The 22037-nt window shown below is 59.5% G+C and carries 23 protein-coding genes; 8 read left to right on the top strand and 15 right to left on the bottom strand.

Features of this window, described 5'->3' with window-relative positions; genetic code table 11:
* Nucleotides 1–34: 34 nt before the first annotated feature.
* The 12 genes from BFE01S_RS04710 to BFE01S_RS04660 all read right to left on the bottom strand — a co-directional run bounded on the left by BFE01S_RS04710 (nt 35) and on the right by BFE01S_RS04660 (nt 12866).
* Nucleotides 35–379 (bottom strand): copper-binding protein, encoded by a 345-nt coding sequence (locus tag BFE01S_RS04710; protein ID WP_028224569.1) that lies wholly within the window; start codon nt 377–379, stop codon nt 35–37.
* Complete coding sequence (locus BFE01S_RS04705; RefSeq protein ID WP_028224568.1) at nt 376–3582, bottom strand: efflux RND transporter permease subunit; 3207 nt, start codon at nt 3580–3582, stop codon at nt 376–378. Before BFE01S_RS04705 ends, BFE01S_RS04710 begins: the two co-directional genes overlap by 4 nt.
* Entirely contained in the window at nt 3579–5102 is a 1524-nt protein-coding gene (locus BFE01S_RS04700; RefSeq protein WP_028224567.1) for an efflux RND transporter periplasmic adaptor subunit, read from the bottom strand. Before BFE01S_RS04700 ends, BFE01S_RS04705 begins: the two co-directional genes overlap by 4 nt.
* An 11-nt stretch (nt 5103–5113) precedes the next feature.
* A complete protein-coding gene (locus tag BFE01S_RS04695; protein WP_028224566.1) occupies nt 5114–6409 on the bottom strand; it encodes a TolC family protein in 1296 nt (431 codons plus the stop codon).
* Between the two features lie 92 nt (nt 6410–6501).
* Nucleotides 6502–6864, bottom strand: a complete 363-nt coding sequence (locus BFE01S_RS45595; RefSeq protein ID WP_030101838.1) for a hypothetical protein — start codon at nt 6862–6864, stop codon at nt 6502–6504.
* 463 nt (nt 6865–7327) lie between these two features.
* Nucleotides 7328–7663, bottom strand: a complete 336-nt coding sequence (locus tag BFE01S_RS04690; RefSeq protein ID WP_028197457.1) for a DUF4148 domain-containing protein — start codon at nt 7661–7663, stop codon at nt 7328–7330.
* A 375-nt stretch (nt 7664–8038) separates the two neighbouring features.
* Nucleotides 8039–8980 carry a copper resistance D family protein gene (locus BFE01S_RS04685; RefSeq protein WP_028224565.1) on the bottom strand — a complete coding sequence of 314 codons (942 nt, stop codon included), beginning with the start codon at nt 8978–8980 and terminating at the stop codon, nt 8039–8041.
* Nucleotides 8980–9354, bottom strand: a complete 375-nt coding sequence (gene copC, locus BFE01S_RS04680; RefSeq protein ID WP_028224564.1) for a copper homeostasis periplasmic binding protein CopC — start codon at nt 9352–9354, stop codon at nt 8980–8982. Before copC ends, BFE01S_RS04685 begins: the two co-directional genes overlap by 1 nt.
* 67 nt (nt 9355–9421) lie before the next feature.
* Nucleotides 9422–9772 (bottom strand): copper-binding protein, encoded by a 351-nt coding sequence (locus BFE01S_RS04675; RefSeq protein WP_028224563.1) that lies wholly within the window; start codon nt 9770–9772, stop codon nt 9422–9424.
* 64 nt (nt 9773–9836) lie between these two features.
* On the bottom strand, nt 9837–11132 hold the full coding sequence (locus tag BFE01S_RS04670) for a copper oxidase (RefSeq protein WP_028224562.1): 1296 nt from the start codon (nt 11130–11132) through the stop codon (nt 9837–9839).
* A gap of 1 nt (nt 11133) precedes the next feature.
* Nucleotides 11134–12567 (bottom strand): TolC family protein, encoded by a 1434-nt coding sequence (locus BFE01S_RS04665; protein WP_028224561.1) that lies wholly within the window; start codon nt 12565–12567, stop codon nt 11134–11136.
* Entirely contained in the window at nt 12564–12866 is a 303-nt protein-coding gene (locus BFE01S_RS04660) for a hypothetical protein (RefSeq protein WP_028224560.1), read from the bottom strand. Before BFE01S_RS04660 ends, BFE01S_RS04665 begins: the two co-directional genes overlap by 4 nt.
* Before the next feature lie 266 nt (nt 12867–13132).
* On the opposite strand from BFE01S_RS04660, the gene BFE01S_RS46370 reads away from it, so the two are divergent.
* The 7 genes from BFE01S_RS46370 to copM all read left to right on the top strand — a co-directional run bounded on the left by BFE01S_RS46370 (nt 13133) and on the right by copM (nt 18637).
* Entirely contained in the window at nt 13133–13357 is a 225-nt protein-coding gene (locus BFE01S_RS46370; RefSeq protein ID WP_051743433.1) for a hypothetical protein, read from the top strand.
* A 269-nt stretch (nt 13358–13626) separates the two neighbouring features.
* A complete protein-coding gene (locus tag BFE01S_RS04650; RefSeq protein ID WP_028197448.1) occupies nt 13627–14298 on the top strand; it encodes a heavy metal response regulator transcription factor in 672 nt (223 codons plus the stop codon).
* Nucleotides 14295–15692: a heavy metal sensor histidine kinase gene (locus BFE01S_RS04645; RefSeq protein WP_028197447.1), complete on the top strand. Its 1398-nt coding sequence runs from the start codon at nt 14295–14297 to the stop codon at nt 15690–15692. The genes BFE01S_RS04650 and BFE01S_RS04645 overlap by 4 nt, the downstream gene beginning before the upstream one ends.
* A 104-nt stretch (nt 15693–15796) precedes the next feature.
* The gene (locus BFE01S_RS04640; protein ID WP_028224559.1) at nt 15797–15994 is read left to right on the top strand and encodes a heavy-metal-associated domain-containing protein; all 198 of its coding nucleotides are present in this window, start codon (nt 15797–15799) and stop codon (nt 15992–15994) included.
* A gap of 27 nt (nt 15995–16021) precedes the next feature.
* Nucleotides 16022–16984 (top strand): YVTN family beta-propeller repeat protein, encoded by a 963-nt coding sequence (locus BFE01S_RS04635; RefSeq protein ID WP_028197445.1) that lies wholly within the window; start codon nt 16022–16024, stop codon nt 16982–16984.
* A 23-nt stretch (nt 16985–17007) separates the two neighbouring features.
* Nucleotides 17008–18219 carry a permease gene (locus BFE01S_RS04630; protein WP_028197444.1) on the top strand — a complete coding sequence of 404 codons (1212 nt, stop codon included), beginning with the start codon at nt 17008–17010 and terminating at the stop codon, nt 18217–18219.
* 22 nt (nt 18220–18241) lie between these two features.
* On the top strand, nt 18242–18637 hold the full coding sequence (copM, locus tag BFE01S_RS04625) for a CopM family metallochaperone (protein ID WP_028197443.1): 396 nt from the start codon (nt 18242–18244) through the stop codon (nt 18635–18637).
* 259 nt (nt 18638–18896) lie between these two features.
* On the opposite strand, the gene dmeF is transcribed toward copM, so the two are convergent.
* Nucleotides 18897–20174 carry a CDF family Co(II)/Ni(II) efflux transporter DmeF gene (dmeF, locus tag BFE01S_RS04620; protein WP_028224558.1) on the bottom strand — a complete coding sequence of 426 codons (1278 nt, stop codon included), beginning with the start codon at nt 20172–20174 and terminating at the stop codon, nt 18897–18899.
* A 10-nt stretch (nt 20175–20184) separates the two neighbouring features.
* Nucleotides 20185–20460, bottom strand: a complete 276-nt coding sequence (locus BFE01S_RS04615; protein ID WP_028197441.1) for a metal/formaldehyde-sensitive transcriptional repressor — start codon at nt 20458–20460, stop codon at nt 20185–20187.
* 149 nt (nt 20461–20609) lie between these two features.
* Here BFE01S_RS04615 and BFE01S_RS04610 point away from each other — a divergent pair, with 149 nt between their 5' ends.
* Entirely contained in the window at nt 20610–21671 is a 1062-nt protein-coding gene (locus tag BFE01S_RS04610) for a DMT family transporter (RefSeq protein ID WP_028224557.1), read from the top strand.
* A gap of 159 nt (nt 21672–21830) precedes the next feature.
* On the opposite strand, the gene BFE01S_RS45585 is transcribed toward BFE01S_RS04610, so the two are convergent.
* Entirely contained in the window at nt 21831–22034 is a 204-nt protein-coding gene (locus tag BFE01S_RS45585; RefSeq protein ID WP_407668180.1) for a GDCCVxC domain-containing (seleno)protein, read from the bottom strand.
* Nucleotides 22035–22037: the final 3 nt, after the last annotated feature.

Below are 22037 nucleotides of genomic sequence, written 5' to 3'. Positions count from 1 at the left end.
ACGGCAAGCCGACAAGTTCGGTAACGATAATGCATCAAGACTGCTTTTCGAGCTTCACAATCGTCAGCGTCCCGTTGACGTTTTCGACGCGGACCTTGACCTTGTCGCCCTCGTGAACCCGCTTGACCATCGCGGCATCCTTCGCCTTGAATGCCATGGTCATCGGGGGCATTCCGACGTTTTCCAAGGCCCCGTGTTTGAGCGTGACCATACCGGTCGCGGCATCCACCTTTTTGACTTCCGCGTCAGTCAGCGCTGCGTTGGACGCTGACGTCTTCATCGACATATTCATGCCGGCCATGTCATCGACGGCGAACGCCGGCCCAGAAAACGCACCAATTGTGCAGAGAACAACAGAGGTCATAAACAGCTTCTTCATGGAGTTTCTCCAGTTTGGGTAGAGGGCACTTTCATGCCGTGAGGGACTGCAGGGGACAATCGGGTATGGTCCAGCTTTCTGGCGCGACGACGCTGCAGCAGGAACCAGGCTGCAGGGATAACGAACATCGAAAGGATGGGTGCCGTGACCATGCCGCCCACCATCGGGGCGGCAATGCGCTGCATGACTTCCGAGCCGGCGCCGTGCCCAACCATGATGGGGATGAGACCCGCCAGCACGACAGCAACCGTCATCGCTTTCGGTCGCACGCGCAACACGGCGCCTTCGCGAATTGCATCGAACAGAAGCGCCTCGGTTAGCCGTTCACCATCTTCCAGCCGGCGATTGAGCGCACCCTTCAGGTAGAGCAGCATGACGACACCGAACTCGGCTGCGACACCAGCGAGCGCGATAAACCCGACTGCGGTTGCGACCGACACCGCGTGACCCAGAATCCAGATGAGCCAGAAGCCGCCGACCAGAGCGAATGGCACCGTCGACATCAGCAGGAGTGCATCAGCCGCGGAGTTGAAGGTCAGGAAGAGCAGCACAAAGATGACGACGAGCGTCACCGGAATGACCGTGCGCAGCTTTGCCGCTGCCCGCTCGAGGTATTCGAACTGGCCGGACCACGCAATTGAATAGCCCGGTGGAAGCGTCACCTTCTCCGCAACAGCGCGTTGCATTGCCTCGACCGCTGACTGCAGGTCCGTATTGCGGATATCGACATAGACGTAGCCGGAGAGCCGCGCGTTTTCGCTGCGAATCATCGGTGGACCGTCGGCAATCGTGATGTGCGCGACATCGCCGAGCTGGATTTGCGCACCACGGTCCGTGACGACCGGCAACTGTCGAAGCTTCTCGAGTGAATCCCGGATTTCGCGTGGATAGCGGATGTTGATGGGGAACCGCTCGCGGCCAGCAATCACCTCGCCGACGTTGTCACCGCCCACTGCCGAGGACACGACTGACTGGATGTCCGCCACGGCGAGCCCGTAACGTGCTGCCGCCAGCCGGTCGATGTCGACGTCAATGTAGCGGCCACCGTTCAGCCGTTCGGCCAGTGCGGACGTGACGCCCGGTACATTCTTCACGGCTGATTCAACTTGTGCCCCGATTCTGTCGATTTGAGAGAGGTCGCTGCCTGAAATCTTGACCCCGACAGGCGTCTTGATGCCCGTCGACAGCATGTCCAGTCGATTGCGGATAGGCGGCACCCACACGTTCGACAGCCCTGGCACCTTGACGGTCCGGTCCAGTTCGTCGACCAGCTTCTCCGGCGTCATGCCGGGTCGCCACTGGCTACGCGGCTTGAACTGAATCGTGGTTTCGAACATCTCGAGCGGCGCCGGGTCCGTAGCGGTGTCGGCCCGCCCGGATTTACCGAAGACGGTCGCCACTTCTGGGACTGTCTTGATGAGCCGGTCAGTCTGCTGCAGCAGTTCGCTCGCTTTCTCGGCCGAAATTCCCGGAAGCGCTGTCGGCATATACAGCAGGTCGCCTTCATCGAGCGGTGGCATGAATTCGCCGCCGAGGTGGGAAAGCGGAATCACCGAAGCGGCCAGCGCAACCACCGCCAGACCAATGGCAACCCACGGCCGCCGCAGCGTGGCCTCCAGCAACGGTCGGTACAGTCGAATCAGCACGCGATTGATGGGGTTCGAGTTCTCATGAGGGATGCGACCTCGAATGAGATAGCCCATCAGCACGGGCACCAGTGTCACCGACAAGCCGGCAGCAGCGGCGATGGTGTAGGTCTTGGTGAACGCCAGAGGCGAAAACAGCTTGCCTTCTTGCCCCTCGAGCGAGAACACCGGGATGAACGACAGGGTGATGATGAGCAGCGAGAAGAACAGCGCCGGCCCCACCTCCGCTGCCGATGTCGCGATAAGGTCCCAGCGCTGTGCGGTCGTGATTTGTTCGCCCGGGTGGTCATGGTCGAACGCTTCGAGATGCTTGTGAGCGTTCTCAATCATCACGATGGCAGCGTCAATCATCGCGCCGATTGCGATTGCGATGCCTCCCAGCGACATAAGGTTGGCGTTCACCCCCTGATAGCGCATCACGATGAAGGCGGCAAGCACACCTAGCGGCAGTGACAGAATCGCCACGAACGCACTGCGCAGGTGGAACAGGAATACCGCGCAGACGAGCCCAACGATGATGAACTCCTCGATGAGCTTGTCCTTCAGGTTGTCCACCGCGCGTTCGATGAGCTGCGAGCGGTCGTAGGTCGTCACGACCTCGACACCGGCCGGTAGCGAACGTTTCAGGTCGGCTAGTTTTGCCTTCACCGCATCGATAGTCGTGAGCGCGTTCTTGCCGGAACGCATGACGATGACACCGCCCGCGACTTCACCTTCGCCATTCAGTTCCGCGATGCCGCGCCGCATCTCGGGCCCGATTTGAATCCGGGCTACGTCGCCGAGCAGAACCGGCGTACCGGCATCGTTCGTTCGCAATACGACGTTGCGAAAGTCGTCGAGTGTGTGCAGGTAGCCAGACGAACGGACCATGTACTCCGATTCGGCCATTTCAACCACCGAGCCGCCTGACTCCTGATTGGCTTTGCCCAGTGCGTCGGCCACCACCGCCTGGGTGATGCCATACGCTCGCAGCTTGTCCGGGTCGAGCACAACCTGGTATTGGCGCACCATGCCGCCGATGCTTGCGACTTCGGACACGTCCGGTACTGACTTCAATTCGAACTTCAGGAACCAGTCATTCAGTGCGCGCAGTTGCCCGAGGTCGTGTTGTCCGGTTTTGTCGATGAGTGCATATTCGTACACCCAGCCCACACCGGTTGCATCCGGTCCGAGCGAGACGGTCGCCCCTTGCGGCAGCCTGCTCTGCACTTGATTCAAGTACTCGAGCACACGCGAACGCGCCCAATACTGGTCGGTCTTGTCGTCAAATAGCACGTAGACGAACGCATCGCCGAACGACGAATACGCGCGGATGGTTTTCGCTCCCGGCACGCCAAGCAGCGTCGTCGTGAGCGGATACGTCACCTGGTCCTCGATGACTTGCGGGGCCTTGCCCGGATACGAGGCCTTGATGATGACCTGTGTATCGGACAGGTCGGGCAACGCATCGAGCGGCGTTTGCGTGACCGAATAGATACCCCACGCCGTAACGAGCACGGTCGCGAGCAGCACCAGGAAGCGGTTGTGAATAGACCACCTTATAAGACGCGCAATCATTTGGCGCCTCCGACTGGCTCGACCTTGGTCAACTGGTATCCGTCACCCGACTGCCTGAAGACAAAATGAACAGTCTGGCCAGGCTTCACGTTCGGAAACGCCGTCGGCGACGGTTTGCCGAATGCCATCGTCATCGCGCCCCAGCCCAGAGCTGGAACGGGTTGATGTGAAAACGTAATGTCTCCGGCCGTCACCTGTTCGACCTTACCTGTGGTGTCGTAGGTCTGTGGTGCAGCAGCAGGTGCTGGAACCGGCGCGCTCGCACCGGTCGGCGCGGTTGCTTCGAGCTTCGGCAGAACGGATTTCAGACTCGCTTCCGAGTCAATGAGGAACTGGCCGGATGCGACAACCTGCTGGCCTTCAGTCAGGCCGCTGCTCACCTCGGTATCGTCGCCGGTATCGTTCCCGATGGTGACGGAGACGGGTTGCAACCTGCCGTCTGAATTCTTGACGATGACCACCGACCGCTTACCCGTCGTGATGACGGCTTCCGAGGGAACGAGCAACCGCGATACCTTTTTCGCGGCACCAATGCGCGCCCGCATCAGCATCCCCGGCGTCAACCTGAAGTCTGCGTTGTCGATTTCGAGGCGTGCCTGAAGCGTGCGGCTGCTTGTGCTGATGCCCGGCAGGATTTCGCGGATGTGTCCCGTGAAATGTTGCGCCGGGTTGCCGGCAAACACAGCGTCCACGTTCATGCCCGGTCGAACCTGGAGGGCCAGTGCTTCGGGTACCTCGACCACGAGCCACAGCCTGTTGAGCCCGGAGACTTTCGCAAGCGTCTGCCCGGGCGACACCATCGCGCCGTCGCGAACGTTTAGTTCGGTCAGCACACCGGTTTCCGGTGCGGATAGCGTGATGTGCGTCTGTGCCTTGCCGGTGCGGTCGAGACTTGCAATCACACCGTCCGGAATCGACATCGCCCGCATGCGCGCACGTGACGCCACAAGCATGCCGTCATCCATGCCGCCACGTTTCAGCGCCAGATACTCTTCCTGCGGCGCAAGCCAATCTGGAACGAACAGGGACGCAATCGGAGCGCCTTTCGTTACGCGCTGCATTGGGGCGCTGGCGTAAAGATGGTCAATGTAGCCGGTCACTCGCGACTGGACGACATCAGCTTTCGACTCATCGAACTGCGTAGTGCCCACCGCGTCGAATCCTTCCGTTGTTTCCTGCCGGCGCACGGTTGCGTAGCGAATGCCCAAATTCTGCTGAAGACCCGGGTCAATCTTGATACCGCTGGAGCCTCCTTCGTCGGCATAGACCGGCTCTAACTGCATGTTCATGAAAGGAGACTTGCCCGGCTTGTCGAAATGCTGGTTCGGCACCATCGGGTCGTGCCAATAAAGGACCTTCCGGCCAGTCTTCGGGTCGATTTTGTCGCTGGAGGGTGTTGCCGCAACAGCGCTCTCGCCACCCATCGCCGAACGATGTGTGCCGGCCACATAGCCGACACCTAGCAACGCCGCTGCGGCAAACACCATAAGCGCCGCACGTGCCAGTTGTTTCTTTTGCATGTTGTTCTCCTTCACTGACTCACGGACATCGAGGCGGGCACGACCTGGTATTCCAGTTGGGCCCAGGTCTGGGATACGTCCCGCTGCAGGTCAAGCACCTGAAGCTGGGCGTCGAGTTGTGCGCGCCTGGCAGCGAAGGTGTCCGCAAGCGAGCCTGTGCCTGCCTTGTACGCTGCAGTCGCCAGTTGGGCGCGCTGGTCCGCAGCGGGCAGCAGGGAGTTGCTGAGATTGGCGATACGTTCGCGACCGCTGGCCAAAGTTGCCGCCTGCGTGCGGATATCCGCTTCTACTTGCCGCTGCGCGTCTTCGTACATCAGGCGCGCCTTGGTGCCGAATTCCGCTTTTTCGGCGGCGTCCCGGTTCTGGCGGTTCTTACGGTTGATGGGCAACGGGATGCTGACTCCAACCGAAACCATGTTCGAGTACTGTCCGCCGCGCTGCTGGTATGAGACCTCCCACGTCCAGTTGGGACTGCGGTCGCTGTTGGCAACCGCAGTATCGGCGTCGGCTACGGCGATGTCCCGTGAGGCTGCGATGAGCACCGGTTGCACCTCGCGCAGCTCTTCGGGCGGCAGGGACGATACGTATGACTGTGGTGCCGGCGGGTCACCGGTCACATCGGAAACGGGCGTTGCCGTCCAGCGGGACAGGCCGATGAGTGCGGTCTGAAACGTCTGCCGAGCCTTGAGCAACTGGTCTTGGGTCTGCGCCTGCATCGCCTGGGCCTGCATCACATCGGCGGCAGTCGCTTTTGCCCCCCGATAGGAAGCTTTCGTCGCCTCCAGCTCATGGGTCATGTCGCCAACGAGTTCCTGCTGCAGCGAGACAGCTTGCTTCGCATAGACCGCGTTCAGCCACGCCGTGGCCGTCTGCTGGCGCGTGTTCGCGAGCTGGGCAAGGTAGCCGGCCCGTTCGCGGTCCACTACGTCATTCGCCAATGCAGAGCGGAGCCGCCGCTTGTCACCCGATACCCATTCCTGTTCGATACCGATGCGGCGCTGGGTCATGAAGTCCTGACCGATGGTGAACCGTTGCGGTCCGTTCACCGGCAGGTTGTCCACGCCGGCCTTCAGCATCGGGTCGGGCAACTGGCCAGCTTTTACGGCCGCCTCTGAACTGGCGCGCACTGATGCCTGCGCAGCCCCCATGGCGGCGGAGCGGTCGGTAGCGGACTGCAGCGCCGCATCAAGCGTGACCGGTGTTTCCTGGGCGTGCGCGGCGACGCTCGCGAGAATCAGCACGGCAAAAAGCGAACGCGTGCGCAGTGGTGGACGCCGGCATGACGGCGTGCCAATTGTTAAAGGCATGTTCTAACCCCAACGGCGGACTCCCAACGGGAATCCACGTCCTGGACGCAGGACGACCTCGCCGCAAACGCGGCGAACCTGTCACAAAGGGATTAGATGGCGCGAGGAGGTCGCCAGAAACCGCCCGGTTCACGGACGGACAGGGACTGCGCGTAATGGAAAACAACTGGGCTGGACAGCCCGGCGGGACGAGAAACCTCGGTGCGGGATACCGGGTGATACAGGCTACCGAGCTGGCATTGCGCAGTTACCTTGCAGAACAAGCCTTTGGCTTTCCCTGGCTGCGATGATTTCATGGTTTCGCAGCCAGGCATCTCCGAAGACATCGCACTAGCATCGTCGGAGCCCATGCTCATCTGCATCGGACATTCTCCGGTCAAGCCGCTGGCCGCCAGCCCACTGATGGGAAGCGCGGCACAGAGCAACAGGAGGAGCAATGTCCGGAGAAATTTCATGGCTGGGATTATAGCCGAGCCATTTTATCCAGGTCCCGGGAAATTTTCCGCCAGCGTCGCTCACCGCACACTGCAGACCGACTGGCGATTGGGCGGAAGGAACGCAAGCGCCCGGCGCCGGCACGGCGCGCGGAGCATTCGCGTCGCACGCTATCGCGGCGGACAGCTCGGTATTTGCACGTGCAGGTTTTGACACGGATAGGAAGTCGGCAATTGCGGCGTCTTACCCGAGGGTGAATCCGGGTCTTGCCCGCTATCGACGACCGGCAGAGTCGACGTGGCGGCGCTCGCGCAGCCAGCAAGCGCGACAACAACTGCTGTCATTGCGATGATGCGCACATAGGCTACGGAAGGCATCTGCATCTTCGGACCAGAAAAGGTATTTCGGCATCTCCGGCTGGGGCTCCCCGGTCTGCGCGTCGCCAGACCTACTCGCGACGTTGCCGTCATCGGAATAATTGCTTTACTGCCGATTAGCCCATGTCGGAGGGTTGGCCCTTATGCGGGCCCGATTGCGCTCAATCGTCGCCTGACCTGGCGGATAGTCGGTGTGACCCGCAGGGACCAGACCATCGCGTCTCGCCTGAATCAGCTCCTGCACTACCTGCTCTCTGGTATTTCCTTGCCGCTGTGGCTGGATGGTCGGAGCCGTCGCATTGGACGTCGACTGACTGGCGCCGCTCGCGGACGGTAACGTGGTCGAAGCGGTAGATTCAGGGTAGTCGTGGTCGGCATCGGCAAATGCGGACGTGGCGAGCGTTGCAGCGATGAGCGTGGCGGCGATAGTTTCGAGCTTCATGTACTCCTCCAGAGCGATGTGAAATCGATAAGAGTCGATTCCGAACGGTTTCTATTCTGGACATTGACGTCTGAACGAGCCGTGACGCAGAAATGACTTTTTAGCCATCCGAACGACAGGTTCAGAGCCATGCATGTTGGCTTCAGCTCGGAAGTCACGAACGCGAATTCCGCTAACGACGACGCACGGGAATTGACGTCCTCCCGCCCTGAAAGACGGGGTCTGCCCGTGTTATCGGATAAAAAAAGGACCCGACGTGCTGTCGGGTCCCGTAAAAGATGGCCTTTGCCTGAAGTCAATCGGGCAGGATGCAGCCTTTATTGACCCTGCGGCGGTGACCATCTGCGTGGACGTGAGAAACAACTAGCGAACGGACTACGACGTACCGGGTAGTGGACTGGAGACCAGTATCGCAGCGGCGACCAGCACCCCTGCCAGTACCACCGATTCGATATGCAACACGGCGGCAAAGCGTTTTAGAGGCTTCAGGGGTGACGTCGGGGAGGCATTCTTCAACGATGCGAGCAGCTTGGGCATCTCAAAGAAACGGTTGTGTCCTCCGAGGACTGCAGCCACGAACACCAGCGCGAGTTTCAACAACAGAATCTGTCCGTAGCCCGATTCCAGAAGCTCGCCAGGCGACCTGACACCGCGCCAGCCGTTATAGGCGCCTGTGGCAAAAAGAATAACCAGCGCAAGCGTTGCGGCATCCGACAAAGACTGGATATATGCAGCGCTATTTACGCGGTCGCTGCCCGGAGCTTTGAAAAAACGTGGCGCAACAACGTACGTCGTAACCAGCACAAGCCCCACCCACGCACTGATGGCGAGCAGATGTACCCAGTCCGCCCATACCGGTAGACTGAACAAGCCAGCATCGACTGGATGTCCTCCGTTGCTGCGCGCCAACGCGACACCGCCAAGCGCCAACCAGATGGCCAGAGAAAACCGGATTGATTTCCCTGTCTGGATAAAGGAAAGAATGACCACACATAGCATCAGCCCGGCGCCGACAAGCCATGCGTGACCAAAACCGGTCTCGACCAGCATCGAGCGGACAGCGGACCCCGCCTCAGGAAGTGTGGACTCGCTCATCAACGCACAATGAATCCAGAAGGCGAACGTGCTCGACAGCAGCGCGCCGGCAGATGCAATACGCAGGGCGCTAACAAGCCGGCGGCTTACGCCCGCCTGCCACGGAGACGTTTTGCGTGCGAGCCACCGGTCACTGAGCAGTACACCTACGGCAACCGCAAAGCTAAGGTTTTGCAGCGCAACGAAAGCAAGCCGCAGGATGCCAAGGAGACCGTCGTTCATCACTTCACCTGGAAGGTGTACTTGCCCTTGGTCTTATGGGCATCATGGGTCATGACAGACCATTGCACAGAGTAGGAACCGGATGACAACTTCGGAAGAGCTATCGCCAGCACGCGCGGGTTAGAAGCGTCGACCTTGGCCTTTTCTTTGGTCACGGCGGCGCCGTTTGCATCGGACACTTTCACCGTGCTGAAAGTGGACTCAAGGTCTTCGTTGAAAGTAAGCCGCAGTGCATCCGGTGCCGCATCGAGGGTGCTACCGGCCGCAGGAACGGCGTTTTCGAGCTTGCCGTGTGCGAACGCGGCAGCCGGCATCAGCGCGATGGCGGCCGCCGTAGCCAGCCCCGTGAGCCGCTTGCGAGTGAATGTTTTCATGTTCTTGCGCATCCTGAATAGTCAAAGTGGGTGTTGCTTGCCTGTGGTCGCAACACCCGGTGAACCCTTACTTCTTCTGCAGCTTCGTCACCGTCAGTGCGCCGTCTACTTCTTCGGCCACGAAATCAATCCTGTCGCCGACCTTGACCTGCGAAATCATCGCCGGGTCCTTGACCTTGAAAACCATGGTCATGGCGTCCATGCCCAGGTTTTCCAGCGGACCGTGCTTGATGGCCAGCTTTCCGGCTGCGGCGTCGACTTTCTTGATTTCCCCATGCGACATGCCAGCCTTTGCATCGCCAGCCTGCCTGGCGCCGCTGCCACCCATGTCCATGTTGCCCATTTCGCCAGCCGCATAGGCCGAGCCCGAAATTGCCAAAGCGCAGCTAACTGCAATCGAAGCAAATACGTTCTTCATCACTCTTTCTCCTGCGTTGAAATAAAAAATTGAGCCGGACCACAAAATCCGACGAGACGGAAAATCAGCTGTCCGGCATCTCTCCGGTGTATTCGTAGGCAACTGTCCCTTTGGGGTGTTTGAACCAGCCCGGGTCGCGGTAGTCCTTGCGGCCCAGTCCCTCGCGCACCTTCACGACGGTGAACATGCCGCCCATTTCCAGCGGGCCAAACGGACCTTTACCGGTCATCATCGGCAGCGTGTTGTCGGGCAGTGGCATCTCCATCTCGCCCATCGCGCCACCTGTGCTGCCCATCGCCATGTAGTCCGGTACGAGTTTGTTGATGCGTTTCGCGAGGTCCTTCTGCGGCACGCCAATCAGGTTGGGTACGGAGTGCCCCATCGCATTCATCGTGTGGTGGGACTTGTGGCAATGGAACGCCCAGTCGCCGGGCCGGTTCGCCGTGAATTCGATGGCGCGCATCTGGCCGACCGCGACATCGGCGGTCACCTCAGGCCAGCGCGCGGCCGGCGGAATCCATCCGCCATCCGTGCCCGCGACCTCGAAGTGATAGCCGTGCAGATGGATGGGGTGATTGGTCATCGTCAGATTGCCGAACCGGATGCGCACGCGGTCTTCGGCACGTACCGGCAACGGGTCGATGCCCGGAAAGACCCGCGAATTCCAGGTCCACATGTTGAAGTCGGTCATCTCATTGACGCGCGGCGTAAAGCTGCCCGGGTCGATGTCGTACGCGGACATGATGAACACGAAGTCACGGTCGACCTGCATGACGCTGGGGTCTTTCGGATGAACGATGAACGTCCCCATCATCCCCATCGCCATCTGCACCATCTCGTCGGCGTGCGGGTGATACATGAAGGTGCCGTGCTTCTCGAGCTGGAATTCGTAGACGAAAGTCTTGCCTGGGGGGATATGTGGTTGCGTGAGCCCTCCGACACCATCCATTCCCGACGGCAACAGCATCCCGTGCCAGTGAACGGTGGTGTGCTCCGGCAGCTTGTTCGTCACGAAGATGCGGACCTTATCGCCTTCCACTGCCTCGATGGTTGGGCCCGGGGCCTGTCCGTTGTAGCCCCAAAGATTCGCATTCATGCCCGGCGCCATTTCGCGTACGACAGGCTCAGCAATCAGGTGAAACTCCTTCCAGCCGTTCTTCATGCGCCACGGCAGCGACCAGCCGTTCAGTGTGGCAACGGGCGTGTACGGACGGCCATTGGGAGGCGTGAGCGGCGGTTGCATGGTGGCCTTGGCCATCGTGGGCGCCTCAGGCAACGACGCAGCACCCGCCTTGCTCACCAATGCTGCTCCTAGCAGCGCGGCCCCCGAGCCGCCAAGAAAATTTCGACGTGACACCATTTCATTTACCTTCGGAATCTGTAGGCGACGCCGGTTGCGTCGTGGGTGCTGACGGCGCCGGGGCCATCGCGAGCGACGGGAGACGGCCACCGACTGCCTGCTGCAGGTCAGTCTCCGCGAGCCAGTAGTCCTTCAACGCGTCGATGTAGCTGTTCACCGCGCCGACCTGGTCACGCGAATCGGACAGCAGCTCGAACACGCTCGCGAGCATGCCGTTGTAGCGAAGCAGCAGTTCGTCGGAAATCGTCTTGCGGATGGGTACGACTTCGTCGCGATAGTGCTTCGCCACGTCGTAATCGGTGACATAGGCCGAATACGACTCCCGGACTTCGGACCTCGCGTTAATCGCTGTCTCGGCGACGCGGTTGACCGACTGCATGTAAATCGCTTCGGCGCGCGCAACCTTCGAACCGCCCCAGTTAAAAATGGGAATCTCGACGCTGATTTCATAGCCCTGTTCATGGCCGTCGGAAGTCGTGAAATTGTTCTGATACCCGACGTCCAGCGCGTTGATGAAACGCGTCGCCTTGCTGAGACCCAACGAGCTTGCGACACTCTGCGTCTGCAGCTTCGCGGCCTGGATGTCCAGCCGGTTCTGCATCGCGAAGCTCTCGAGGTCATTCAGCTCTGGGCGGTTCCTGGGCAAGTCTGGCAGGCGTTCGGGAAGCGTGTACTGCGTCCCGGCGCCCCACAGGCCCATCGTGCGCGTAAGCTTTTCCCGCGCAGAAACCGACTGCTGCCGCGTTCTTGCGAGTTGCGCCACCGCGTCTGCGTAAAACGCCTGCTCGCGAGCGTAGTCGAGTTTGCTGAAGTTACCGGCCTGTTGCATACGCAACGCCAGTTCGGCACCAGCCTCCGCCGAATCCTTCACCTGCGCGGCATATGCCGTAGATTGCCCGGCAGCGACAGCGTTGACGTAGGCTCGTCGCGCGTCGGCGGCAACCTTGAGCATCGCGTCTGTCGCCAGGAGCCTGGTCTGCTCGAAGCGGCGACCCTCGATGCGCGTCGCCAGCTGCAATGTGAGCACGTTCAACAATCCGAGCGTGAACGTGCGATTGATGCTCAGGTCGTTACCCCCGTGAGTGCGGCTAAAACTAAAACCGGGGTTCGGCAGCCGTCCGGCCTGAACCAGGTCCGCCTCAGATATGCCGAGTTCGCCATACGAAGCCTGCAGGCCCCGGTTGTTCAGCAAAGCGATTTGCACGGCGTCGTCCATGCTCAATGGCCTGGAAAGCAGTTCCTGCGTGCGCTTTGCAACCGCGTCCCGGTCCTCGTCGGTCTTCACCAGTACGGCATCTTTCCCCAGACGCTCGGAGGCGGTGGTTGAAACGGTATTGAAGCCACCGTCCTTCGAAAAGGTCGTACAGCCTGCAAGGAAAACCATCGCGCTGGCGACCGCAAGGATGCGGCCGCCCGAAAAGAAATGCCGCGTCATTTCGCCGGTTCCTCGTGTCTGGAGCTGTGTTCGTTCTTCTTGGCGTCGGTGCTGCCGCCCGGCGTGTTGCCGTGGCTCATCCCTTTCATGCCGGATGAACTTGTCACGGAACGGTTGAGCTCCTGCCAGGTAGGCGCCTTCTGGTCGCGGTATGGCTGGTAGCCCGCAAAGGCGGACGGCACGCTGACAGCCGGAACCGATGCGGCAGCGTCGGTCGGGTCTGGAAACGTAGTGGTGGCATGCACAAGCGCTGGCAACAATGCCGCCGCGCTCAGCAGCGCGGCGATAAACATTCGCATGGATTTTTCTCGTCGTCAGTCACCTGGATGGCCGGAGCACGGCCATCAGGGCGAAATTGCACATCGCAGCCAGAGGCCGCGACAAAGGGCTAGGCGAGAGAGGCTTTGGGAGGTCGTTCGATGCCACTTGTCAGAAATGACGCGACATTGACCGAGGGAGGGAGCGGAACCGCAAAATGAGCCATGCCGGCGGGCGTTGCCACCGTAGGAATGGCAGATAATGCTACGCCGAAGCAACAAGACGCGCACGTCGCGCAAGAGTGCGCATGATGATGGCCGTGATGGTCGCCGTCGGCCATCATCACACCATGCGCATGATGACTGTGAGTGGCCTCATCGGCATCTGCATGCTGCACAGACGCACCGTCGCTCCCGAAATGCGAGGACTCGCATTTCATGGAGATGGCCGCGAACGACTGAACCGGAAGGCTCAGTATCAGCAGCACGATGACGAAAAGTTTGCGCCAATACGACATGGTTGCGAAGTCTAGCACGCAGGTTAAGTAGACTGTAAGGTCAGGAATGTGTCATTGCGTAACCCCCGCTCTCTAAGGGAGCAGAGGCTCGCCGGGTACATGCCCCGAACCTTATCGCCGCGTACGTGACGAAGGGGTGGCCGGGACATGACCAATTTTTCAGGTTGGCTGAAGATGAAAAAATTGTCATTTTCCCGTCATTTTCGATACACCTTCTCGCCACTACGCTGGGTACACTGATTGAATGCTCATAACCGGCGACGACCACCAGGCCGACCTCTCCCATGCGGATACTGATAGTCGAAGACGAGCCAAAAATGGCCTCCTACCTGCACAAGGGACTGACGGAGGCCAGCTACACGGTCGACATCGCCGATAACGGCAAGGACGGCCTCTTTCTCGCTTTGCACGAAAACTTCGACCTGGTCGTCCTCGACGTGATGCTCCCGGAGCTTGGCGGTTTCGAAGTGCTTAAGCGTCTCAGGGCACAGAAGCAAACCCCGGTACTGCTACTGACCGCCAGAGACACGGTCGAAGACAAGGTGGAGGGACTTGAGCTCGGCGCCGACGACTACCTGTCAAAACCGTTCGCCTATGCGGAGTTTCTGGCGCGCATTCGCTCGCTGCTAAGACGTGCGCCGCGTGGCCCTCGCGACGTGCTGACGATTGCTGACCTGGAGGTGGACCTCATCAGGCGCAGGGTTCGGCGAGGTGAGACCCGCATCGACCTTACCGCTCAGGAGTTCGCGCTGCTTCAGTTGCTTGCGGAGCGGCAAGGCGAGGTCCTGACCCGCACGTTCATCACGTCGCAAATCTGGGACATGAACTTCGACAGCGACACGAATGTGGTCGATGTTGCCGTCAAGCGCGTGCGTGCGAAGATTGATAACTCGTTTGATAAAAAGTTGCTGCACACGGTTCGAGGCATGGGTTACGTGCTCGAGGACCGCTCGTGACGACCGGTACGTCCTCGTATTCCCTGCTCAAACGATTGACCCTGGCGTTCTCGACAGTCGCCATCCTGGTCTTCGCGCTGACAGGCGCATTCCTGTATAACGCGCTGTCAACCGAGTTGCAGCGACGCGATGACATCGAAATCAGCGGCAAGCTTAGCCAGTTTCTTCAACTGGCACGAGATGCCGGTTCAGCGCAGGCCGTGCGCGATAAGCCCTCTGTGTTCCACGAGGTGCTGCTGTCTCACCCCGGCGTTTATCTCGCCATATCCGACCGGCAAGGCACCGTGCTGCTTCAGCATTCGGACAGGTCGCCGGTCGACCTGACGGGTACGCCCGCTGCCCACCGCCCGAACACCCCGTATACCTGTGAGCCGCCCGGCATTGGTCCATCCCGCTGTGTCTTTGCCGATGAAACGTTACCGTCCAGCGATTCGGTTCGGGTATTGCTCGTTCGCGCGGCGGCCGACCGACATTCGTTGCTGGAAAGCTACCGGATAGATATCTGGCTTGCGGTGGCCGTCGGCGCGGCACTGGTCGGGGCGCTGGGCTACGCGGTCGCCCGGCGGGGTTTTTCGCCGGTTAGAAGCATTGGGCGTCAAACTTCACGGATTGAAGCTCACAATCTGAGCGAACGGCTCGACATCGAGGGAGGCCCAATCGAGCTTCAGGATATCGCGTTTTCGGTCAATCGCATGCTCGACCGGCTCGAGCGCGCCTTCGTCCGTCTTTCGCAGTTTTCGTCCGACCTTGCGCATGACATGCGTACGCCTCTCGCCAACGTTATCAGCTCATCGCAGGTCACGCTGTCACGTACCCGAACCACCGAAGAATACGAAGCGCTCATCGACTCCAATATCGAAGAGTGTGAGCGACTGCAGCGAATGATTGAAAACATGCTGTTCCTCGCACGCACAGACAACGCGCAACAGCTCATCAAGGTCGCAGAGTTCGACGCGGCAAACGAATTGCGCCGGCTCGCGTCCTACTTTCAGGGGCTCGCCGAAGAAGCGGGTGTGCACATCGCTGTAGAAGGGAATGCCCGGATAGTTGCGGATGGGACCTTGTTCCGGCGCGCCGTCAGCAATCTGGTGTCGAACGCGCTCGACCATGCGTTCGCCGGGTCTTCCGTCGAACTGTCGTCGTTCGACTCGCCGAAATATGCCGTCATCGAGGTAACCAATCAGGGACAGCCTATTGCACCGGAGCACGTCCAAAGGATTTTCGAGCGGTTCTATCGGGTCGACGCGTCACGGCACGGTTCAGCCCGAAATGCGGGCCTCGGCCTTGCTATCGTGAAATCCATCATGGAACTGCACCGCGGGAAAGTCGACGTCGCAAGCAACGGCGAACGGACGACTTTCACCTTGTATTTTCCGCGTCCGGTCGCGGTCTAGGCGGTTCGGACGCGAATCAGCAGCCAGCGCGTCACGCAGGCGCTTGACCTTCCTGCCATGGGAAGGTGCATGCTGAGGGTTCTGATTTGCTACTGGAGGCAAAAATGGAATTCGAGGTTAAGGATATGTCATGCGGCGGTTGCGCCAACTCAATTACGCGCGCGGTCACCAGTGTTGACCCGGCAGCCAGGTTGGACATCGATGTCACCACCAGAATCGTGAAAATCGATTCAGCCTTGCCGCCAGAACGTCTGGTCGCTGTGATTAAGGCGGCAGGATTTCACCCGACGGTCAACGCGTAACTACATCGTCCCACGGAGATAGCTGAAATGCGGTTCCCTATTGGCGCCTTACTTTTGACGTTCGCGTTTCAGCTTCCCGCTCATGCTGAAAACGTTATTGTGCTGAATTCGGCCGACGCGAGCGTGAGCCTGATTGACGAAGCAACGCAAAAGGTGGTCGATACCTTCCCGGTGGGGAAGGAACCCCACCATTTAATGGCGACCCCCGACAATCAGTCGCTGATTGTCGCGAACTCCGTGGCCAACAATCTCGTCTTCCTCGACCCGAGAAGCGGCAAGATTCAGCGATGGATGCCTGACATCGAAGACCCGTACCAGCTCGGTTTCTCATACGACAGGAAGTGGTTCGTCACGAACGGCCTGCGGCTCGACCGCGTGGACATCTATCATTACGACGGGAAGAACTTCGCGCTGGCCAAACGCGTGCCGCTTGCAACGATGCCCAGCCACATGATTTTTTCGGCTGACAGCAAAATCGTTTTCGTCACGCTGCAGGTCTCGGGTGAAGTTGCCGCGATTGACTTGGCAACCCAGACTGTGCTCTGGAAGATGCCGGTTGGGAAAGCACCTGCCGGCCTCTGGCTCACGCCGGGTGACAAATATCTACTGATTGGAATGACAGGCGCTGACTACGTGGCCGTCGTCGATTGGCGCGCGCGCAAAATCGTGAAGACCATTCATACGGACAAGGGCGCGCATAATTTCCGGTCGCTCGTCGACGGACAGTACATTCTGGTGTCGAACCGGGTCGGTAACACCATCAGCATCCTGGACCAGAACAATCTCACCAACGTTGGGACCATCACCGGTCTGCTGCCAGGCCCCGACGACATGGAGCTGACGCCTGACAAGCGATACCTGTGGGTGACCTTCCGGTTCACCCGTTACGTCGGCGTCATCGATATGAAAACGCTGAAACTCGTCAACACCATCAAGGTCGGAAAGTCCCCTCACGGCATTTATTTCCATAACCGTGCACCGCTCGTGTAGGAGTTCCCACGCAGGAGATTGCCATGCAGATTGTCACCGCTCTCGGTCATGCGCTGTGGATGGCCTTCACGATGCTGTGGCAGATTTTCTGGGGACTGAGTCTCGGCTTCCTGTTCTCAGCCGTGATTGAAGTCGTGGTCTCGAAGTCCGAGATGTCGAAGCTTCTGCCTGATGCATCGCCTCGCTCGCTGACGGTTGCCAGTCTGCTCGGCGCCGCGTCTTCCTCCTGTTCCTACGCCGCCGTCGCGATGGCGCGGTCGATTGTGCGCAAGGGCGGCGACTTCACGTCCGCGATGGCGTTCCAGTTCGCAGCGACGAATCTCGTGCTTGAACTCGGCGTGCTGATGTGGGTGCTGATTTCCTGGCAGTTCGCTGCCGCTGAGTTCATCGGTGGCCCAATCATGATTGTCGTCCTGACGCTGCTCTTCCGGTTCTTTCTTAAGGATTCGCTGGAGAACGAAGCTATCGAGCAGGCAGACAAGGGTATCGCCGGCAGCATGGAAGGTCATGCGGCCATGTCGATGGGCGAACAGCACGGGACCTGGAAGCAACGCCTCACATCCAGAGACGGGTGGATAGCTATCAGCCATAGTTACATGATGAACTGGGCGATGCTGTGGCGCGACATCGGTATCGGGTTACTCATCGCTGGCGCGCTCGGCGCCTGGGTGCCGGACAGTTTCTGGCAGAAATTCTTCCTCGTCAGCCATCCAACTGCCGCGATGATTTGGGGTGCGTTTGTCGGTCCCCTGATTGCGGTTGCGTCGTTCACCTGCTCCGTTGGAAACGTGCCGCTCGCTGCAGTACTGTGGAACGGCGGCATCAGTTTCGGCGGTGTCGCCTCCTTCATCTTTGGCGACCTCATCATCCTTCCCATCCTCAACATCTACCGGAAGTACTATGGCGGCCGGATGACGGTGTTCCTCGCTGTGACCTTCTATCTTGCAATGGTCTCAGCGGCACTCACGGTCGAAGCGCTGTTCCAGTCGCTCGGTTGGGTTCCGCCGGAACGGCATACTGCAGTCGTCGACGCAGCCATTACGTTCAACTACACCACCGTGCTTGATATTATCTTCGGTGCAGTCTTCATCGTCTTGACTGTTGCGTTTTTCAGGACAGGCGGTCCCGAGATGATGCGCATGATGGAGAGCGACGGGCACGAACATGGCGCTCATGGACATCACGCCGCGCATGACGACGCGCATCATCAACACCATCACGACCCATCCAACTGATTTCACTGTAAGGAGCTTTAGCATGAAATACCTACATTTCCTCAATGTCATCTCTGTCTGTGCTGGCGTCGCCCTCTCGGGCGCGTCGCTCACGGCCCACGCGCAACAGGGTGCTTCGATGCCCGCGATGAATATGTCCGGGTCGAACTCCGGTGAATCGAATCCGTCAACGCAGGCTTTCAAGGAGGGCAGCGACCAGATGATGAAGAACATGAGCGCGCCTCCCTATACGGGCGATACAGACAAAGACTTCGTCGCCCACATGATTCCCCACCATCAGGGTGCGGTCAGCATGGCAAAGGTCGAGTTGAAGTACGGCAAAGACCCCGCGATGAAGCGCTTGGCAAGAAACATCATCAAGGCGCAGAACGAGGAGATTGCCTACATGAAAAGCTGGCAGGCAAAGCATGGCAAGTAACGTCGTGCGACGCGGGCAGCCAGCGTGAAGCGGAGAAGACCGGCGCGCCTATCCGTTGCGGTCGGGATGAACGCAACGTGCGTGCTCGCATTCGAATGCGAGCTGAGGTATCTCTGAATGCCTGAGTTCCAGTCAAGTAACCTGAGCGCGTGCCTCAATTCTGTTTGACGGACAACTCCGGGGTTGCGAATTTCGACGACAATTTGGTCTTGTCATCGAAGGCGCACACGTCAATGCATGGGGACTTGATTGCCATGCGTCAGGCCGACGCTGGCGCAGGTTGCACTTCAACGGTGACATGCGACAGTCCTTTGAAGCGCTCGAGCACGGTATGGTAGAAGCGAGAATCCCGCTGTGACTCACTGGTAGCAACCGACACTACGGCGCTCATGTGGCCCGGACCTACGCGCCATACGTGCAGGTCAACAACCTTGTCGCCCCGGTCCTCGATAGCATGACGCACATTCTCCGCCATGCGTCGGTCGGGATTCATGTCGAGCAAAATCGCGCCCGTGTCGCGCATCAACCCGTAGGACCAGTTCGCAATCACGAGTGCTCCGATAACACCTGCGAGCGGGTCCATCCAGAGCCAGCCAAACGCTCGCGCCAGTACCAGGCCAATAATTGCCAGCACGGATACCGCCGCGTCGGCCATCACGTGGATGTAGGCGGAGCGGATGTTGTGGTCCCGGGTGGCTGCGTCGTGCACGTCGTGGCCGTGCTCGTGCTCCTCGAACTCAACCTCGTACTCACCGTCCACCATCCGCACGATAGCCTTGAAGGTATGTGGCTCTGGAATCTCGTCCATTGATTCAAGATAGCCGTCGCGGTCTGCGAATGCAAAGACCTGGCGCGCGCCGTCAGGTCGCACCGTTGTCACCAAAACAGTCGACGCGTCCAGTCGCGAACGGTCTGGTGCAGGCGTAATGCGAAAAACGGGGGGCACGCCATCCTCGAAGATTGAAACGGCGAACACGCCGGACGTAGCAAAAATCTCCTGCGCGTCTTCTTCGTGAGCGTGGTCGTCATGACCATGGCTATGTCCGTGACTATGGCCATGGCTGTGTCCGTGGTGGCCGCCGCTCAGCAGCCAAACGCTTGCCAGGTTAACGAGCAGACCGACTACCGCGATGGGAATCGCTTCGCCGAAGTGGATGGGCACCGGCGACAGGAAACGCGAGATAGCCTCGTAACCAATCAGCAGCGCAATCATCGCAAGCACAATGGCACTTGTGAATCCTGCGAGGTCGCCCAGCTTGCCCGTACCGAACACGAACCGCGAATCAGTGGCGTGCTTGCGGGCATAGGTGTAGGCGAGCGCCGCAATCAGCATGGCACCCGCATGGGTCGACATGTGCAGACCATCAGCGACGAGCGCAAGCGACCCGAACATGCTGCCGCCGACGATTTCAATCAGCATCATCGCGCTGCACAGCCCAATCACGGCCCACGTCTTTCGCTCGTTTTGCTCGTGACCAGCTCCAAGAAAGATGTGGTCATGCCCTGCGCCGAACGCGGCGTTTTTGAAATCACTCATTTCCAACCCATCACTTGAAATAGCTGTGAACAACTTCGATAAGCTGTTCGGTCGCACTATCACCCGGCTCCTCGCCGCTTTCCGCGTCGACAAGATGGTTCCTGATGTGGTCCTCCAGCACAACGGCAAGCAGACCATTCATCGCGCCTCGACAACTCGTAATCCGCTGCAGAATGTCTGAGCAGCCGTGCTCTTCCTCGAGCGCCCGCTCAATGGCTTCCACCTGCCCCTTGATACGGCGAACCCTGTTGAGAAGCTTCTGTTTTTCCTGAACGGTGTGACTCATCGCGTCCTCCACATACCCCCGCTGGGTATATAATCGTTCAGAGTCTAACATAGGGGGTAGGGGTATTGCACGGTCACGCAAAACTCTCCTCGCTCGCGGATTTCACTGGATACGTCCTGAATCTGGTTATTGTTCGTAACCCTCAATCCATGCACGCACGTCACAACGCCGCTTTCACCGCACTTCTTGCCGCCGCGCTATTCGGCGCAACGACGCCTCTCGCCAAGACCTTGCTCGGCTCTCTCTCGCCGTTCATGGTCGCGGGTTTGTTTTATCTTGGTAGCGGCGTCGGTCTTGCTATCGGAATACTCTTCCAGCGACTGCGCCGCACTGCCGGCGAACGAGAAAACGAAAGCCGGATTCAGCTCGCCGAGGTGCCCTGGCTCCTTGGCGCAATTGCAGCAGGCGGTGTCGCCGGACCTGCGCTGCTGATGTTCGGTCTTAGCACGACACCTGCCGCAACCAGTTCCCTGCTACTGAACCTCGAGGGCGTTTTCACCGCGGTCATTGCCTGGGTGGTATTTCGCGAAAACGTTGACCTGCAGATATTCCTCGGAATGGTCGCCATCGTGGCGGGCGGCGTCACGCTGTCCTGGCAACCCGGCGCCGTCGGCGTGTCGCCCGGTGCACTACTGGTGGTTGCAGCCTGCGTTTCCTGGGCGGTCGACAACAACCTTACGCGCAAGGTTTCAACGAACGACGCGATGGTTATCGCGTGCCTGAAGGGGCTGGTTGCGGGTTCCGTCAATTTGGGCATCGCGCTCTTTACGGGTGCGCACTTACCTGGCGTTGGCAGGATGGCGGCCGCCATGCTGACCGGCTTCGCCGGCTATGGCGTGAGCCTGGTCCTGTTTGTCGTCGCACTACGTAACCTCGGGACGGCCCGAACCGGCGCCTATTTTTCAATTGCGCCGATATTCGGGGTGGCGCTGTCGCTCATCCTGTGGCCAGAAATGCCATCGCTGCTTTTCTGGCTATCGGCTGCACTCATGGCTGTTGGAATCTGGCTGCATATCCGTGAGCGGCATGAACATCCCCATACTCATGAAGTTCTGGACCACAACCATCGACACAGGCACGACGAGCACCATCAACACATCCACGACTTCGAATGGGATAGCGATAAGGCACACACGCATCCGCACCAGCACGTGCCCATTACTCACACGCACGCGCACGTCCCCGACATTCATCATCGGCATACGCATTGACGCTGCAGCGACAATATTGCGTTCAGCGTACGCCAATGGTCGTGCCGGGCATCATCAGGTCCCCTGTCATGGAACTGCATACAGTACGGAACCGGGGACGCAAAATGGACAGTAAAGGGCATTGGGACGGAATCTATCGCTCCAAGGCGCCTGACGCAGTTAGCTAGTACCATCCGCATCTCGAAACCTCGCTGGGCACTTGTTGGTGCCATATGAGCAGTACGTACAGCAATCCCCGGATTTTGGTTTGAGCATCGTCTTGCAATTTGCGCATTCGAAAAACCAGACACAGGTGTCGGTGGGCATGGTTTCACGCTTCATGTGTCCGCACACGGGACACGTGATAGTAGATTCCAGGACCATCGC

The sequence above is a fragment of the Paraburkholderia ferrariae NBRC 106233 genome (assembly GCF_000685035.1).
GTDB classification, from domain to species: Bacteria; Pseudomonadota; Gammaproteobacteria; order Burkholderiales; family Burkholderiaceae; genus Paraburkholderia; species Paraburkholderia ferrariae.
The sequence above is the reverse complement of the archived record's forward strand: the minus strand, read 5'-3'. Positions and strand labels throughout refer to the sequence as shown.